The 16,910-nt window shown below is 66.0% G+C and carries 15 protein-coding genes; 7 read left to right on the forward strand and 8 right to left on the reverse strand.

Annotated elements, in window-relative coordinates; genetic code table 11:
* Positions 1-121 precede the first annotated feature (121 nt).
* On the forward strand, positions 122-778 hold the full coding sequence (locus AC1DOP_RS02560) for an MlaC/ttg2D family ABC transporter substrate-binding protein (RefSeq protein WP_442124364.1): 657 nt from the start codon (positions 122-124) through the stop codon (positions 776-778).
* Here AC1DOP_RS02560 and AC1DOP_RS02565 read toward each other — a convergent pair.
* The 6 genes from AC1DOP_RS02565 to ispH are packed head-to-tail and all read right to left on the reverse strand — an operon-like array spanning position 744 to position 7,376.
* The gene (locus AC1DOP_RS02565; RefSeq protein ID WP_477249600.1) at positions 744-1,805 is read right to left on the reverse strand and encodes a lysylphosphatidylglycerol synthase domain-containing protein; all 1,062 of its coding nucleotides are present in this window, start codon (positions 1,803-1,805) and stop codon (positions 744-746) included. The genes AC1DOP_RS02560 and AC1DOP_RS02565 overlap by 35 nt on opposite strands.
* Positions 1,802-2,641, reverse strand: coding sequence for a hopanoid biosynthesis-associated protein HpnK (gene hpnK / locus AC1DOP_RS02570; RefSeq protein ID WP_477249602.1), 840 nt, complete (start codon positions 2,639-2,641; stop codon positions 1,802-1,804). Before hpnK ends, AC1DOP_RS02565 begins: the two co-directional genes overlap by 4 nt.
* Entirely contained in the window at positions 2,638-4,077 is a 1,440-nt protein-coding gene (gene hpnJ / locus AC1DOP_RS02575) for a hopanoid biosynthesis associated radical SAM protein HpnJ (protein WP_442124361.1), read from the reverse strand. Before hpnJ ends, hpnK begins: the two co-directional genes overlap by 4 nt.
* Entirely contained in the window at positions 4,074-5,246 is a 1,173-nt protein-coding gene (gene hpnI, locus AC1DOP_RS02580; RefSeq protein WP_477249604.1) for a bacteriohopanetetrol glucosamine biosynthesis glycosyltransferase HpnI, read from the reverse strand. Before hpnI ends, hpnJ begins: the two co-directional genes overlap by 4 nt.
* A gap of 21 nt (positions 5,247-5,267) precedes the next feature.
* Complete coding sequence (hpnH, locus tag AC1DOP_RS02585) at positions 5,268-6,425, reverse strand: adenosyl-hopene transferase HpnH (RefSeq protein ID WP_442124359.1); 1,158 nt, start codon at positions 6,423-6,425, stop codon at positions 5,268-5,270.
* Positions 6,426-6,443: 18 nt separating this feature from the next.
* A complete protein-coding gene (gene ispH / locus AC1DOP_RS02590; protein WP_477249606.1) occupies positions 6,444-7,376 on the reverse strand; it encodes a 4-hydroxy-3-methylbut-2-enyl diphosphate reductase in 933 nt (310 codons plus the stop codon).
* 86 nt (positions 7,377-7,462) lie between these two features.
* Here ispH and hpnA point away from each other — a divergent pair, with 86 nt between their 5' ends.
* A complete protein-coding gene (gene hpnA / locus AC1DOP_RS02595; protein WP_477249608.1) occupies positions 7,463-8,464 on the forward strand; it encodes a hopanoid-associated sugar epimerase in 1,002 nt (333 codons plus the stop codon).
* 45 nt (positions 8,465-8,509) lie between these two features.
* Here the strand turns inward: hpnA and AC1DOP_RS02600 are convergent, their stop codons facing one another.
* Positions 8,510-9,532 carry a ferritin-like domain-containing protein gene (locus AC1DOP_RS02600; RefSeq protein ID WP_477249610.1) on the reverse strand — a complete coding sequence of 341 codons (1,023 nt, stop codon included), beginning with the start codon at positions 9,530-9,532 and terminating at the stop codon, positions 8,510-8,512.
* A gap of 243 nt (positions 9,533-9,775) precedes the next feature.
* On the opposite strand from AC1DOP_RS02600, the gene AC1DOP_RS02605 reads away from it, so the two are divergent.
* The 3 genes from AC1DOP_RS02605 to AC1DOP_RS02615 are packed head-to-tail and all read left to right on the forward strand — an operon-like array spanning position 9,776 to position 13,569.
* Positions 9,776-11,968: an OsmC domain/YcaO domain-containing protein gene (locus AC1DOP_RS02605; protein WP_442124355.1), complete on the forward strand. Its 2,193-nt coding sequence runs from the start codon at positions 9,776-9,778 to the stop codon at positions 11,966-11,968.
* Positions 11,965-12,192, forward strand: coding sequence for a hypothetical protein (locus AC1DOP_RS02610; protein ID WP_442124354.1), 228 nt, complete (start codon positions 11,965-11,967; stop codon positions 12,190-12,192). Before AC1DOP_RS02605 ends, AC1DOP_RS02610 begins: the two co-directional genes overlap by 4 nt.
* 18 nt (positions 12,193-12,210) lie before the next feature.
* Complete coding sequence (locus AC1DOP_RS02615; protein ID WP_477249612.1) at positions 12,211-13,569, forward strand: MBL fold metallo-hydrolase; 1,359 nt, start codon at positions 12,211-12,213, stop codon at positions 13,567-13,569.
* A gap of 15 nt (positions 13,570-13,584) precedes the next feature.
* On the opposite strand, the gene AC1DOP_RS02620 is transcribed toward AC1DOP_RS02615, so the two are convergent.
* Positions 13,585-14,385, reverse strand: coding sequence for an alpha/beta fold hydrolase (locus tag AC1DOP_RS02620; RefSeq protein ID WP_477249614.1), 801 nt, complete (start codon positions 14,383-14,385; stop codon positions 13,585-13,587).
* 77 nt (positions 14,386-14,462) lie between these two features.
* Between AC1DOP_RS02620 and AC1DOP_RS02625 the strand changes: the two genes are divergently transcribed.
* Positions 14,463-16,142, forward strand: a complete 1,680-nt coding sequence (locus AC1DOP_RS02625) for an AMP-binding protein (protein ID WP_477249616.1) — start codon at positions 14,463-14,465, stop codon at positions 16,140-16,142.
* Between the two features lie 22 nt (positions 16,143-16,164).
* Positions 16,165-16,734 carry a hypothetical protein gene (locus tag AC1DOP_RS02630; protein ID WP_442124350.1) on the forward strand — a complete coding sequence of 190 codons (570 nt, stop codon included), beginning with the start codon at positions 16,165-16,167 and terminating at the stop codon, positions 16,732-16,734.
* Positions 16,735-16,910: the final 176 nt, after the last annotated feature.

Raw genomic sequence — 16,910 nt, forward strand, 5'->3', positions numbered from 1 at the left:
CCGAGAACACGCCGCCGCATCGCACGATTCGCCGCGCCGCCGGGCCACCGAAGCGGGCCCTTGCCGCCCTTTGCGCTACACTGGTGCGGCCCGCGTCGGGCCACTCATCGGGAGACGCAGAATGAAGCTTTCGAGGCCCTCCTTGCTATTGTCGATCGCCGTGCTGTGCCTGGCGGCCTTGCCTGGCGCCCATGCCGGGCAGGCCGAGCCGGACCCTCTGGCATCGGCGCAGGCGAGCCGCTCGCCCGAGCAAGTGGTGAAATCCACGATTGAGGGCGTGATGGCGGCAATCCGCAGCGACGCGGGCGCCCGCGCCGGCGATCCGGAGCGGACTTATCAGGTGGTCCGGCAAACTTTCTTGCCGTCCACCGACTTCATGTTGACCACCCAGTACGCGGTCGGTCCGGCCTGGGGCTCGGCGACTCCGGCCCAGCGCGAGGCGCTGTTCACCCAGTTCCAGACCCTGCTGGCGCGCACTTATGCGCTGCAGCTGACCCAGATCCGCGAGCAGGACACGAGCTTCAGCTATGCGAAGCCGGCGCCGCTGCCGGCCGGCGCCAGCGACGCGGTGGTCAAGACCAGCGTCGTGACCGGTGGCGAAGTCATGCCGATCGCCTATCGCCTGCGCAAGACCGGCGCCGGCTGGAAGATCTACGACATCGACATGATGGGCGCCTGGATGATCCAGGTCTACCGCCGCCAGTTCGCAGCCCGGCTGTCTGCGGGCGGCGTCGATGGACTGATCAGCTACCTGGCGGCGCACAACGCGGCCCCTTGATGCTTTCCCGGCGCCAGCGGCCCGCTTCGAACCATTGCCACGACAACAGTGCGGGAATGGCGATGAGGATTTCGCGCATGCGCTTGACCAGGGCCAGCGACAGGGACACCTCGCCGCCCACGCCGGCGAGGTGGCCGAACAGGATGGTGGCCGCCTCCTGCACACCGAGTCCGGCCGGCACCATGAAGCCGGCATGGCGCGCCGCCTGGGTCAGGGACTCGATCGCGAGCGCCGTCGGCAGGCCCACCGGATGGCCGAGCAGGCGCAGCGCATACCAGGTCTCGAAGCATCCCGCGAAATAGGACAGCAGCTGCCAGCCCAGCGCGCGCAGCAGGAGGACGTGCTGTCCGAACAGCCGGGCGACGGCGGCATCCAGGGCGGCGCCGTCCAGGCCCAGGCCGGCCACGATGCGGTCGCCGGACAGACGCAGCGCCAGGGCCTCCAGCCGCCGGAAGGCCTGGCCGCCGCGCAGCAGCCACCAGGCCAGCAGCGGCAGTGGCAGCGACAGCAGCAGGCTGGCCCCGATCACCCAGACCTGGCCCATGCCGGCGGCCACATGCGCCATCAGCACCAGGCCCAGGCCACAGAACAGGTACAGCACGGCGATCGTGATCAGCACTTCGACGATCACGCTGGCGGTGACGCCGGCGGTGTCGGGAACACGCAGGCGCGCCAGGCGCACCCCCGCCAGCTCGCCGCCGACGCCGGCGGCGGGCAACAGGCGGTTGATGGCTTCGCGTACCGAAGCGACCCACAGCAGGTAAGCGAGGCCGGGCGGACGCGGCGGCGCGGCATCGGGTGCGGTGTCGCGCCCTGGCCCGGTCGGCAGGGAGAACCAGGGTTCGAGCAGAATTCGCCAGGCCCAGGCGTCCAGCGCCAGCGTGCCGAGGCGGACGGGTACCAGCAGCAGTAGCGGCCAGCCGGCATGGGCAAAGGCGCGCAGCACGTCCCGCCAGCCCTGCCACGCGACCAGCGCGCACAGCAGCGCCAGCCCGGCGATCGCTGCGCCGATGACCAGCCGCCTCATGCGCACACGAGGTCGGCGAAGCCGCCGAAGCGGAAGCCGCGTGCGCGCAGGCGGTCGCGCGCCTGGCGGACGCGTGGCGACACCAGTGCGCCGTATTCGTCCGCGTGGCGGTAGCCCGTCATCGAAGCGGCGATCGCCGCGCCCGACTCCAGGGCGGGGTGCAGATAGAGTTCGCCGACGCCGGAAGCAGGCAGTTCCCGCAGCGCAGCCAGGAGTGCCTCTTCATCGAAACGTCCCGACAGGCGAAGGCCGACGATATAGTCGTTGTGGCGGATGCCGGCCGCCCGCAGCCGGGCTCGCAGCAGGAGCAGCCAGGGCCTCAGCCAGAACGGCAGGCCGTCTTCGAGCGGCAGGCGTACCGCGTGCAGTCCGAATTCGCGGCCGATTTCCAGGATCAGGGACAGCACGGTGGGATGCAGGTGGAAGTGCTTGTGTGCATTGAGGTGGTCGAGTGCCAGTCCGGTGGCGGCGAATTCTTCGAACTGGGCGCGAATCTCGAGCGCCAGCTGGGACCGGACCCGGGGCAGGAAGAAGAAGCGGAAGCCGTCGCGCACCATGCGCGAGCCGAAGCGGCCGGAGGCGTCGACGAGGTCGGGGATCAGGCAGCGCGGAAGGCAGGGTTCGCCATCGGCGAGCACCAGGTGCAGGCCGACCCGCAGCGCGGGACAGGCGCGCGCGCGCGCCAGCGCATCGCCTGCGGCAGCCGCGCCGACCATCAGGCTTGCGGCGGACAGGACGCCGCCGCGATGCGCGCGCTCGACCGCCTGGTTGACGCTGGCGTGGAGGCCGAAATCGTCGGCGGTGATGATCAGGCCGGGGCCGGGTGCGGCATTCATGCCTGATGCGCGCGCAGGAAACGGAAGAATTCCACGCCCTCGCGCAGGCGCCGCTTCGTCATCTCCCAGCTCTTCATCATTTCGCGCACGATCTCCCAGATCTTCGAGGGGCGGAAGTAAAAGCTGCGGTAGAAGCGTTCCACGCCGTGGTACATCTCTTCGCTCGACAGGTGCGGATAGCTGAGGGCGGCCAGTTGTACCCCGCTCTCGTTGACCAGGTTGATGGTCCGGTTGGGCGGAATCCATTGGTTCTCGACCGCCTGCTCGTAGAGCCGGGTGCCGGGGTAGGGCGCCGCCAGCGACACCTGGATCGTGTGCGGGTTGATTTCCTTGGCAAACGCGATCGATTTTTCGATCGTCTCGCGTGTCTCGCCGGGCAGGCCGAGGATGAAGGTGCCGTGCACGGTGATGCCGAGGGCGCGGCAGTCGGCGGCGAAACGCCGCGCGATGTCGGTGCGCAGGCCCTTCTTGATGTTCAGGAGGATCTGGTCGTCGCCGGATTCGTAGCCCACCAGCAGCAGGCGCAGGCCGTTGTCCTTCATGATCTTCAGGGTGGAGTACGGTACGTTGGCCTTGGCATTGCACGACCAGGTGACGCCGAGCGCGCCGAGGCCGCGCGCGATTTCCTCGGCGCGCGGGCGGAAATCGGTGAAGGTATCGTCGTCGAACATGATCTCCTTCACTTCCGGCATGTTCTCCTTGATCCAGCGTACCTCCTCCAGCACGCTTTCCGGCGAGCGGATCCGGTAGCGATGCCCGCCGACGGTCTGCGGCCACAGGCAGAAGGTGCAGCGCGAGCGGCAGCCGCGTCCGGTGTACAGCGAGACATAGGGATAGTTCAGGTAGCCGATGAAATAATTGCGGATATTCAAGTCCCGCTTGTAGACTGGAGCGACGAAGGGCAGTTCGTCCATGTTCTCGATCATCGCGCGCGGCGGATTATGGCGGATGCTCCCATCCCTGTCGCGCCAGCTGATGCCGTCGACTTCCGCGAAGGGCAGGCCGGCGGCCAGGTCGCGGCAGGTGTAGTCGAATTCCTCGCGCGCCACGAAGTCGATCGCGGGACTCGCCGCCAGCGATGGCCCTGGATCGACGGCGACCTTGGCGCCCACCATGCCGACCAGGATGGCCGGCCTGTTCTCCTTGAGCAGTTCGGCGAAGCGCGCATCGCTGGGGAAGGAGGGCGTACTGGTGTGGATGATCACCAGCTCGTAGCCGCAGGCGATGGCCAGGGTCTGTTCAACCGTCAGTCCATCCGCCGGCGCGTCGAGCAGGCGGCTGCCAGGTACCAGGGCGGCCGGCTGGGCCAGCCAGGTAGGGTACCAGAAGGAGCGGATCTCCCGTTTGGCCTGGTAGCGCGAACCGGCGCCGCCGTCGAAGCCGTCGAAGGACGGCACTTGCAGGAAGAGCGTTTTGCGCTGCGGGTTCGTGGTCATCGGGGGCTCCGTCCGGGTTCGGGTTTGTCGAGGGAGGATGGCGGTGCGCCGGCGCCGCGCTCGCGGCGGTCGCGTCGGTCGACACACAGCAGGTGATCGCGCCATTGTGCGGTGGCGCCGATGAACGCGCTCAGCCATTCCAGCAGCAGCAGGCAGTCGCGCAGCGGCGCCATGCAAAAGTTTCCGGCGCCCGCCGCCGTGCGCGCTTGCAGGCCCAGGCGTGCGCACAGGCCGACCGAAGCCAGGGCCCAGCTCCAGGCGCCGGGTGAGAGCCACAGGCCGAGTGCGAGCATCGGCAGCGTGAAGGTCACGAAACAGAACGCATAGCCGGGCGGATTGAGCGAACGGATCGTCTGCATCCAGCGCCGCTCGCGCCGCCAGAGCGCGCCCAGGCTCGCTTCCGTGACGTCGGTGGACACGCGCACGTCGGAGAGGGCCGTCGCAAGTCCGCGCCGGCGCGCCAGTTCGCCGAGCCAGAAGTCGTCCGCCAGCCTGTCCTTCAAGGCGTCGAAGCCACCGATGGCACGCAGCACCTCGGTGCGCAGGGCGATGGTGGCGCCAAAGCCGAAATCGCTGCTGCCGCCGCGGCTCGCCACGGCGACCGAGGGGGCGAACCAGGTGTCGATGAAGAGCGCGCCCAGGCGGCTCCAGAAGCCGCCGGTCGCCCGGCCACGGTAGAGGCAGGTGACGATGCCGACCCGCGGGTCGGCCAGCGGCGCGGTGACGCGTTCCAGATAGTCGGGCTCGACGGCGACGTCGCTGTCCGCCAGCACCAGCCAGGGATGGCGGGCCTGCGGTGCCATGTTGATCAGGTTGCTGACCTTGAGGTTGCTTCCGTGCACCCGCGAGTCGATCACCAGTGCCATGTCGAGTGCGGGATAGCGCAGCCGGATGCGCTCGACCACAGCAATGGCCGGGTCGTCGGGCGCCCGCACGCCGAACACGACCTGGAAGCGTGGGTGGCTTTGCGTGCAGAGTGTGGCGAGATTCTGTTCGAGGCGGGGCTCGGCGCCGCACAGCGGCTTCAGCACGCTCACGGGAACCCGCGCCCCGGGGGCGCCGGCCCGTGCGCGCGGCCAGGTACGGGGACGGCACAGCAGCGCCGCCAGCGCATACAGCGTGGCGAGCACGATGAGGAGTGAACCGGCGACGGCGCTCAAGAGTAGCATCGGATGGCGCTCCCGCGCATGTCAGGCCGGCCCGGCGGTGCCGGCCGCAGGCGCCTGTGCCGCCTTGCGCCCGCGGATCTCCTCGAGCTTGATGGCGACGTGCCGCGCATGGACGTACTGGGCGGGCCGCTGGCCTTCGAGTGCGATGTCCGGCGCCATCGGGCCGCTCGTGGCCACGCCCTTCAGGGCGACCCGCGCGGCGCTCAGCGGGTGGACGAAGGTGTCGGCCACCGCGCTGGCCTCGTAGCCGCTGTGCACCATGCAGTTGGCGCATTTCTCGTAGCGGCCGGTGCCGTAGGCATCCCAGTCGGTCTCTTCCATCAGTGCCTTGAAGGTGGGCGCATAGCCTTCCCCCAGCAGGTAGCAGGGCCGCTGCCAGCCGAACACGGTACGCGCCGGGTTCCCCCAGGGGGTGCAGTGATAGGTCTGGTTCCCGGCCAGGAAGTCGAGGAAGAGGCTGGACTGGCTGAAAGGCCAGCGCCGGCCGCCTTCGCCACGTGCCAGGATGTCGCGGAACAGTTGCCGGGTCGCGTTGCGGTTCAGGAAGTGCTGCTGCTCGGGGGCGCGCTCGTAGGCATAGCCTGGCGAGACGGTGATGCCGTCCACGCCGAGTTCCCCGACCGCGTCGAAAAACGCGGCGACCCGTTCGGGCTCGGCATCGTTGAAGAGCGTGCAGTTGATGTTGACGCGGAAGCCTGCCTGCTTGGCGCGCCGGATCGCGGCCACCGCGCGCTTGTACACGCCGCGCTGGCTCACCGCGCGGTCGTGGGTCTCTTCGTCGCCGTCGAGGTGTACCGACCAGACGAAGAAGGGACTGGGCCGGTACTGGTCCAGCTTCTTTTCCATCAGCAGCGCGTTGGTGCACAGGTAGACGAACTTGCGGCGCGCAACGATGCCGGCGGCGATGGCGGGCATGTCCCTGTGCAGCAAGGGTTCGCCGCCGGCGATCGACACCACCGGGGCGCCGCACTCGTCCACCGCGCCGAGGCAATCCTCGAGCGACAGCCGCTGGTCCAGGATCTCGTCCGGATAATCGATCTTGCCGCAGCCCGAGCAGGCCAGGTTGCAGCGGAACAAGGGCTCGAGCATCAGCGCGAGCGGATAGCGCTTCTGGCCGGCGAGGTGCTTGCGCAGCACGTAGGCGCCGACCAGGGTTTTCTGGAGAAGGGGAATTGCCATGAAACCTCCGTTAGGCGTTCAGGCGGTGCAGTCCGCCAGTTCGGCAGGCAGGCGGAACTCCACGCGTTCCACCGGGCCGTCCATGGTCGCGACTTCGACCGGACCCAGGCGCCGCAGGGTGTCGATGACATCCTCGACCATCGCTTCGGGCGCCGAGGCGCCGGCCGTGATGCCCACCGTGGCGGCGCTCGCCACCCACGCGGGATCGAGCTCGCTGCCGTCGGCCAGCAGGTAGCTCGGGATCCCGCATTCGGCACCGAGTTCGCGCAGCCGGTTCGAGTTCGAACTGTTGGCGGCGCCGACCACCAGCAGCACATCGACCTGCCTGGCCAGTTCGCGCACGGCGCGCTGGCGATTCTGGGTCGCGTAGCAGATGTCCCGCACTTCCGGCCCGACGATGTCGCTGAAGCGCCGCTGCAGCGCCGCGATGACGCCGCGGGTGTCGTCGACGCTCAGCGTGGTCTGGGTGATGTAGGCCAGCGGCGTGTCGGCCGGCAGCTCGAGCGTCTCTGCTTCCCGCTCGTTCTGGACCAGCAAGACCGGGCCGTCGATCTGGCCCATCGTGCCCTCGACCTCCGCATGGCCGGCGTGGCCGATCAGGATCACTGTGCGGCCGCCGGCAACGTACTGGCGGCCCTGGATGTGGACCTTGGTCACCAGCGGACAGGTGGCGTCCAGCACGTGCAGGCCGCGCGCCTGTCCGTCCGCCTCGACCTTGCGCGCCACGCCGTGGGCGCTGAAGACGGTCACGGCGCCCGGCGGCACCTGCTCGAGTTCGTCGACGAACACGGCGCCCTTGTCCCGCAGGCCGTCGACCACGGTCTTGTTATGGACGATCTCGTGGCGCACATATACCGGCGCGCCATGCCGGTCGAGCGCGCGCTCGACGATCTCGATGGCGCGGACGACGCCGGCGCAGAATCCGCGCGGTTGGGCAAGAATGACTCGCATGGGCGCTCTCCATGAAGGCGGTTAAGCGATGTTTTGATTACAATCGGCTCACGGACGCCGGCTTCGGGCGCCGCGTGGAGGTGCCGATGGCTGGACAGGAAAGGATCTTGATCACCGGCGCGGCCGGCTTCATCGGTTCCGCCGTGGCGCGCGCGGCCCTCGTGCAAGGCCACCCGGTACGCCTGCTGGTGCGTGCAAGCAGTCCGCGTGCCAACCTCGATGGGCTCGATGCGGAGCTCGCGGTCGGCGACGTCAGGGACCAGGCCGCCGTCGAGCGTGCGCTGGACGGCGTTTCCTGCCTGCTGCACGTGGCGGCCGACTATCGCCTGTGGGCGCGCGATCCCGACGAGATCGTGCGCAACAACGTCCAAGGGACGGCTGCCGTCATGCGGGCGGCGCTGGCCGCCGGCGTCGGGCGCCTGGTCTACACGAGCAGCGTCGCCACCCTGCGCGTCGGACCGGACACCGTGGCGGCCTGCGAGGACGAACCGGCGGCGCCCGAGCAGGCGATCGGCGCCTACAAGCGCAGCAAGATCCTGGCCGAGCGCCTGGTCGAACGGATGGTGGCCGAGGAAGGCCTGCCGGCCGTGATCGTCAATCCGTCCACGCCGATCGGCGCGCGCGACCTGCGGCCGACGCCGACCGGACGCATCATCGTCGAAGCGGCGCGCGGACGCATGCCGGCCTTCGTCGAGACCGGCCTGAACCTCGTCGACGTGGACGATGTGGCGCAGGGCCACCTGCTGGCACTCGCGCGCGGACGTATCGGCCAGCGCTACATACTGGGTGGCAGCAACCTCATGCTGCGCGAGTTGCTCGGCGAGATCGCGACCCTTATGGGACGCCGTCCGCCCCGGGTCAGGCTGCCGGTGGCGCCTCTGATTCCGCTGGCCCATGCGGCCGAGGGCATTGCCCGCCTGAGCGGGCGCGAGCCCTTCCTGACCGTGGACGGCCTGCGCATGTCGCGCAACCGGATGTTCTTTACCTCCGCCAAGGCCCAGCGCGAGCTGGGATACCGGCCGCGCGCCCACGCGGAGGCGCTGCGGGCGGCGCTCGCCTGGTTCGAAGGCGCCGGCTACCTGGGGTAGGATGCAGGCCGGCAAGCGGGCAATCGTCGCTGGCATCGCTGGCTCTCAGTGCGGGCGTTCGGCGTGCCGGGCGGCGGCGCGGGTTTTGCTACGGGGCAGCAGCCGGAGCGCCAGGCGCGCCATGCGCGGCACCGTGAGCGGACGCTGGAGACGCTGGTCGTAGCCGGCGAAGCGGCGTTCGTTCTCTTGCAGGCACAGCGCCAGCAACTCGCGCAAGGTCGGCGCTTCGGCCGCCACCGATTGCGCGCCGTTCAGCGTGAAATTGTTGTCCGGCGCGGCCGCGTCGTCGCCGTCGATGGAGCGTGCCAGACCGATGCGCTCCCAGGCCAGGAAGGCCCAGACACGGGCGACCCTGGCCTCGAAACGCAGGCGCCGCCAGAGGCCGAGATGGGCCCGGTGCCAGGCCAGCCAGTTGGCAAACAACAGGATGTGGCGGCATTCCTCCTGCATGACGGGCTCGAAGGTTTCCACCAGTTCGCAGGGGAACAGGCCCGAGCGGCGCGCCACTTCGAACAGGCCGAAGGCAAAGAAACTGTCGATGCATTCGCTGTAGCCGGTGACCAGGTAGGCCCACTCCGTGTCGCCGGGCAAGGCATAGGGGGCCTCGGGCGCCAGTTGGATGCCGTAAGCTTCGACCATGCGCGACAGGACTTCCTTGTGCCGGTTTTCCTCCCAGGCATTGAGGGCGAGCGCACAGCGGATGTCCGGGTTCGAGACGGTGCCGGCGTAGGCGGCCATGCGCAGGCGCGCCTTGCCTTCGGTCTGGACCGCGATATCCCAGATCGGCAGCGCGACGATGCGCGCCAACGCAGCCGGGTCGAGCGCCGGCCAGTCGAGCACCGCGGGCCGGTAAGGATTGAAGGTGTCGCGGAACATGCGGCAGGTCTCGGTCCGGTGCAGGTCGGTTCCCGGCACCAGCGGACCCGCAGCCTGGCTGACCCAGCGCCGCATGCCTGCATCCGCGGCGTCGAGCGCCGCACGGTCGGCGCGCGACGTATCCTGTGGCGGCGGACAGAAGCCGGGCACGAGTCGCTCGATATCGAAATCATCGTACAAATACTTGCCCATGCGATTCCCCCGCAGGCCGCCTATCCGTGCGAACGATCATACACGGGTGTCTTTGGCGACGGCACACGCAAACTCCGTGTCGTCCCGAACGGACATCGTGCTTTGCCGAAGCATCGTCCTGGAGCCTGTTCCGAAATATAATAGGCGACCGAAGTTTTACTTCAGGCAGTATCTAGACTCATGGAGCCCTGTTCGACAGGGCTCTGTTTTTTGCACTTTGAGCACAAAATTTGGACTCCTTCCATGGAAATTAAAGTCAACTTTCTCGACAAGCTGCGCCTCGAGGCCAAGTTCGATGACTTCACGGTGATCGCCGACCAGCCGATCCGCTACAAGGGCGACGGCTCGGCGCCTGGCCCCTTCGACTACTTCCTGGCCTCGTCGGCCCTGTGTGCGGCTTACTTCGTGAAGTTGTACTGCAACACCCGCAACATCCCGACCGAAAACATCCGTCTTTCGCAGAACAATATCGTCGATCCGGAAAACCGCTACCAGCAGATCTTCAAGATCCAGGTCGAGCTGCCGCCGGATATCTCCGAAAAGGACCGCCAGGGCATCCTGCGTTCGATCGACCGCTGCACCGTGAAGAAAGTGGTGCAGACCGGTCCCGAATTCGTGATCGAGGAAGTCGAGAACCTGGACGCCGATGCGCAAGCCCTGCTGACCGTGCAGTCGTCGGCCGAATCGAGCACCTATATCCCGGGCAAGGATCTGCCGCTGGAGCAGACCATCGCCAATATGTCGGGCCTGCTGGCGGGACTGGGCATCAAGATCGAAATCGCGTCCTGGCGCAATATCGTGCCGAATGTCTGGTCGCTGCATATCCGCGATGCGCATTCGCCGATGTGTTTCACCAATGGCAAGGGCGCGACCAAGGAAAGCGCACTGGCCTCGGCCCTGGGCGAGTACATCGAACGCCTGAGCAATAACCACTTCTATGCCGGCGCCTACTGGGGCGAGGAAATCGCCAACGCCCCCTTCGTGCATTATCCGGACGAGCGCTGGTTCAAGCCCGGCGCCGACGATGCGCTGCCGCCCGAGATCCTGGACGAGTATTGCCTGGGCATTTACGATCCCGAGGGCGAACTGCGCGGCTCCCACCTGTACGACACCAACTCCGGCAACGTCGAGCGCGGCATTGTCTCCCTGCCGTATGTGCGGCAGTCGGATGGCGAGACCGTGTATTTTCCGTCCAACCTGATCGAAAACCTCTACGCCAGCAATGGCATGAGCGCCGGTAATACGCTGGCCGAAGCCCAGGTGCAGTGCCTGTCCGAGATTTTCGAACGGGCGGTCAAGCGCGAAATCATCGAAGGCGAAATCGCCTTGCCCGATGTGCCGCAGGAAGTATTGGCGAAATACCCCGGCATCGTGGCCGGGATCCAGGGCCTGGAAGAGCAGGGCTTTCCGGTGCTGGTCAAGGATGCCTCGCTGGGCGGACAGTATCCGGTCATGTGCGTCACCCTGATGAATCCGCGTACGGGCGGCGTGTTTGCTTCCTTCGGCGCGCATCCGAGCTTCGAGGTGGCGCTCGAGCGCAGCCTGACGGAATTGCTGCAAGGCCGTAGTTTCGAAGGTTTGAACGATCTGCCGCCGCCGACCTTTGCCAGCGAAGCCGTGACCGAGCCCTACAACTTCGTCGAGCACTTCATCGATTCGAGCGGCGTGGTGTCGTGGCGCTTCTTCAGCGCCAGATCCGAATACGATTTCGTCGAGTGGGATTTCTCGGGCGAGGGCAGCAATTCGAATGCGGACGAAGCAGCGACCCTGCTCGGCATTCTCGAAGACATGGGCAAGGAGGTCTATATGGCCGTGTATGACGAGCTGGGCGCCACCGCCTGCCGCATCCTGGTGCCCGGCTACTCCGAAATCTATCCGGTCGAGGATCTGGTCTGGGACAACACCAACAAGTCGCTGCTGTTCCGTGAAGATATCCTGAACCTGCACCGCCTCGGCGACGATGCCCTGGCCGCATTGCTGGAGCGTCTCGAGAACAACGAGCTGGACGAGTATTCCGACATCGCCACCCTGATCGGCATCGAATTCGACGAAAACACGGACTGGGGACAGCTGACCGTGCTGGAACTGAGGCTGCTGATCAATCTCGCCTTGAAGCAGTTTGAAGAAGCCCAGGAACTGGTGGGCGCCTTCCTGCAGTACAACGACAATACCGTCGAACGCCGCCTGTTCTACCAGGCCCTGAATGCGGTACTGGAAGTGGTGCTCGACGACGAGCTGGAACTGGACGATTACGTGGTCAATTTCCGCCGCATGTACGGCAATCCGCGCATGGACGCGGTGCTGGGTTCGGTGGACGGCAGCGTCCGGTTCTTCGGCTTGAGCCCGACGAGCATGAAACTCGAAGGTCTCGACAGGCATCAACGCCTGATGGACAGCTACAAGAAACTGCACAAGGCAAGGGCCAACAGCAAATGACCATCTTCGCTACTCCCGTATTCGACGCCACCGTGATCTACGAAGGCAAGGAACTCTTCAAAGGCCGCGGCGCCGCAAGCATGTGGGCCGAAAAGCTGGCCCGGGAAATCGAAAGCCCCGTCACGGTGGAAAAGATCGGTACCGGCTGGGCCCTGTGCGGCAGCGTCGACGGTGTCGAGTGCAAATGGGGCATTCTCGGCCAGCGCCTCAAGCGCCTGGACTGAGAGGGGCGTCAGGCAAGCATGTCGACTTCATCGCTGACGATCTCGCGCATCCTTCACGCTGGCTACGTGGTCGAATGCGGGGGCACCCGCATCGCATTCGATACGATCTTCGAGAATCCGTTCAGCCGCAACTGCCACGCCTTTCCCGACGTCCGCTTCGACCAGAAGCAGATCCGGCGCCTGCGTTTCGACGCCGTGTTCATCTCACACTTTCACGACGACCACTGCTCGCTGGAGAGCCTCGACCTGCTGGACCGCGCGACGCCGCTGTACATCTACTGCATCTTCGAGGAATTGTTCGAGATGGTGAGCCAGCTCGGCTTCGAACGGGTGCATCCCTTGCGGCTGAACGAGCCGGTCGAGGTAGGCGCCTTCGAGGTCGTGCCGCGTGAGGCGATGGATGCCGACGTCGACTCGATGTTCCAGGTGAAGGCGGCCGGGCTGAACCTCCTCAACGTCGTCGATTCCTGGATCGACGAGGAAACCCTCGCCAAACTGGTCGGAGAGGGGCCCTGGGACATGGTGTTGTGGCCGTTCCAGACCATGCGCGAACTCGAAGTGCTGGCGCCCTCGCGTGCCGTTGCGGCGCCGCCAGCCCTGCCGGAAGAGTGGTTGCCCCAACTGAAGGCCCTGAATCCGCGCTATGTCGTGCCGAGCTCCTGCCAGTTTTTGCAGGAACCGTGGTCGTGGTACAACCGTGCGTTCTTTCCGATTTCGTATGCACAGTTCGGACGGGAGGTGGCGGCGGCGCTGCCGCAGGCGCAGGTGGTGAGGCTCGAACCCGGGATGTCGGTGCGGCTCGACGCCACGTCGCTGCAGCCGGCGCCGCCCCTGGGCTGGGTGATTCCGGTCGGCTGCCAGGATGTCGATTACGTCTACGAGGGTATTGCGACGCCGCCGTCGACGGCCGATATCGCGCGCCATTTTGCGCCCCTGACGGAGGCCCAGCATGCGCGCGTCATGGAATACTGCCGCACCACCCTGCCCGTGAAATACGCCGAAGTCGAGGCCGCATCCGGCTATTTCGACAGCCCCCGCGTCTGGCAGCTGTCGGTCTACGACCACACGGGCGCGGCGACGCGCTTGCGCTACCGGCTCGAGGCCGACGGCGGCGCCTGTCTCGACGAGGACGCCGCACCGCTGGCCTGGACCACCGACATTCCTGCAGCGAAGCTCTATGCGGCACTCGAACTCGGCGAGTCCCTGACGTCGATGTACATGCGCATCAACGATACCGTGTTCGACGCCGAAACCGAACGCGAACTGGCGGATGCCGATGTGGTCGACGACCCGCTGATCCGCTGCCTTTTCAGCGCCACCTTCGGCGCTTACCAGGCGGCCCAGTTGCGCAGGCTGCTGGAAGCTTCCTCGTCCTGACGGGCGGCGCCGGACTCAATCCGCCTGGACGATGAACCCGGCGACCAGCGCGGCGAGTTCATCCGGCCGCTCCCGGTGCGGCACATGGCCGGTATCCTGCATCATCACGATGCGCGACGGCCCGCCGCAACGCTGCGCAATCATCTCGGGATGGTGCGCCGAGCCGTATTCGTCGCGTACGCCATGGATGGCCAGCACCGGGCTGGTCACCATCGGCAGGACGTCGGCGAGCGACCAGCCTCCGAACGCGGGATCGAGCCAGGTGCCGGTCCAGGCGTCCAGCACCCATTTGGCTTTCTCTCCGTGATACCTGCTCAAGCGCTCGAACTGGTCCGCGTTTTTAAATTCTTCCTTCGCGATCTGAATGCCTTGCCGGGTTTCGTCGGCGGCATACGCCTGGGCCGCGACGGTGATCAGCGCGCTGCAGTCGTTCGCGTAGCGTGCGGCGCAATGGACCGCCATGCCGCCGCCCACGCTGTGGCCCAAGGCGACGAAGCGCTGCAGGCCGAGCCGTTCGCGGATCAGCGGGAAGAAGCGTTCGGCCTCATCGGCCACGAAATCCAGTTGCAATTTATCCTGCCTGGGGCCGGAACGGCCGAATCCCAGCCTGTCGTAGGCAACCACGCTGCGGCCGGTGGCGGCGGCCAGCCTTGCGGGGAAATCCCGCCACAGATCCACGCAACCCAGGGAATCATGGAAAAGTACGATGGGCGCCTTATCGGCGGCGCCGTTCCAGATGCGGGTGAAGGTGCGGCCTTGCGGGTGGGCGATCCAGACGTCTTGGTGCGGGGGAGGGGAGATTGCGGGCTTGTTCATCGCAAAACGATAGCATAAGGGACCGGGGGCGCCATCTCGCAATAGAATATAGCCGGGTTGACTACGAGGAGACTACCATGCAGCAAAGCTTGAGCTACGTGCACGGCGCACATGAGGTCCCGCTGATCGGGGAATCGATCGGGGTTCATCTCGCATCGATCGCCGCGCGTTTCGGCGATAACGATGCGCTGATCGTGCGCCACCAGAATATCCGCTGGACCTACCGCGAATTCGACGAGCGGGTGACACGCCTGGCCGCCGGTCTCCTCGGGCTCGGGCTGGAGCCCGGCGCCCGGGTCGGTATCTGGGCCCAGAACTGCGCCGAATGGGTGCTGGTGCAGTTCGCGACCGCGCGCGCCGGCCTGATCATGGTTAACATCAATCCGGCCTATCGCCGCTCCGAGCTCGAATATGTGCTCAACAAGGTGCGGTGCAGCGCCCTGATTCTGGCTCCCGCATTCAAAGCCAGCGATTACATCGGCATGGTGCAGGAGATTGCGCCGGAAATCCAACATTGCAAACCGGGTGCGCTGCAGTCGCTGCGGCTGCCCCACCTGCGCCACGTCGTGCGCCTCGGCACCGAACGGACGCCCGGCATGGCCAATTTCGATGAGCTGCTGGCGCCGCCCGGCGCCGAGGCGCTGGCATTGTTGTCGAAGGTGCAGAGCGAGGTGCAGTTCGACGACCCGGTCAATATCCAGTTCACCTCCGGCACGACAGGAGCGCCGAAAGGCGCAACGCTGAGCCACCATAACATCCTGAACAATGGCTTCTTCATCGGCGAGGCGATGAAGCTGGGCATGCGCGACCGTCTTTGTATTCCGGTGCCCTTGTACCACTGTTTCGGCATGGTGCTTGGAAATCTCGCCTGCGTCACGCATGGCGCGGCCATGGTATTCCCCGGCGATAGCTTCGATCCGAAAGCGGTATTGGAAACGGTGCAGGCGGAACGCTGTACCGGCCTGCATGGCGTCCCGACCATGTTCATCGCCATCCTCGATCATCCGGATTTCAAGCAATACGATCTGTCGACGCTAAGGACCGGCATCATGGCGGGCTCACCGTGCCCGGCCGAGGTGATGAGCCGGGTCATCAATCACATGCACATGGACGAAATCACGATTGCCTACGGGATGACGGAGACCTCGCCCGTGTCCTTCCAGAGTTCGGTCGACGATCCGGTCGAGCTGCGGGTCACGACCATCGGGCGCGTCCATCCTCACCTCGAGGTGAAGATCGTCGACGCCAATGGCCGTATCGTTCCCCGAGGCGTGAAAGGCGAACTGCTGACCCGCGGCTATTCGGTCATGCTGGGCTACTGGGACGACGAGGAAAAGACGCGCGACACCATCGATGCGGCGCGCTGGCTGCATACGGGCGACCTGGCCGTCATCGACGAGAACGGTTTCGCGGCTATCGTGGGCCGCTCCAAGGACATGGTGATCCGTGGCGGCGAGAACATCTATCCGCGTGAGATCGAGGAATTCCTGTATCGCCATCCGAAAATCATGGACGTGCAGTGCGTCGGCGTGCCGGACCAGAAATACGGCGAGGAACTATGCGCCTGCATTATCCTGCGCCCCGGGGAGGAGGCCAGCGCCGAAGAGATCCAGGATTTCTGCCGCGGCCAGATTGCCCATTACAAGATACCCCGCTATATCCGCTTCGTGTCTGCCTTCCCGATGACGGTGACGGGCAAGATCCAGAAGTACGTCTTGCGGGACCAGATTGCTACCGAGCTCGGCCTCGCCGGCTGAGCAATCGAACCATGGAATGCAAATGTCGGACACTAAAAACACCCCCTTTCAGCTCACCCTGACCGATATCGAAGTCGGTTCCCTGCTGGTAAAAGTCCTGGCGCAGCATGCGAAATCCGGGCGGGGAGAGCCGATCGCCCACGAGGATTTGCTGACGCTCGGGCGCAATATGTATCCGAAGGATGCGATGTTCGGCCGCGAAGTGCCGGTCGGGATCGGCATGAAGCTCGCCTTTGTCGAGTCCTTCTGCAAGGCGAAGGGCTATCCGAACCTCGCTTGCCTGGCGGTCGACAGGGCGACCATGGACCCTGGATGGGAGATCGAAAGGGAGGCCGTGGCGGCGCAAGACTGGACGGGCGTCGATGCGGCGCTGGCGGCATACGCAGAGGCAGCACGGGCCGCGGTGCCGAAGCGATTCAAGCCGCGGAAGGAACGTCCGGCCGACGTCGCCTGGTATGCCTTTTACTGCTCGCATCGCGAGGCATGCGCCCGGGTCTCGGCCGAGGACAAGAAAGAGATCGTCAATCTGCTGATGGCAGGTCTGGATCCGGACACGGCGCTACGTCGCGTCATGGCTGCGAAAGCAGGGTAGTTTATGCCCCTTGCATACCCTTGTGCGGTTTGCTATAGTGCGCCTCCTGCTTCTGCAGCGCACGTCGAGATTCAACACCGAGTGCACACTGAAGAAAAGGATGAGTTGACGAACACTGCGAAACACTGCATAATCTCGCTTCTCTGCTGCTGACGAACAAAACGATTCGCCGGATG

This window comes from Massilia sp. 01N410, assembly GCF_056399665.1.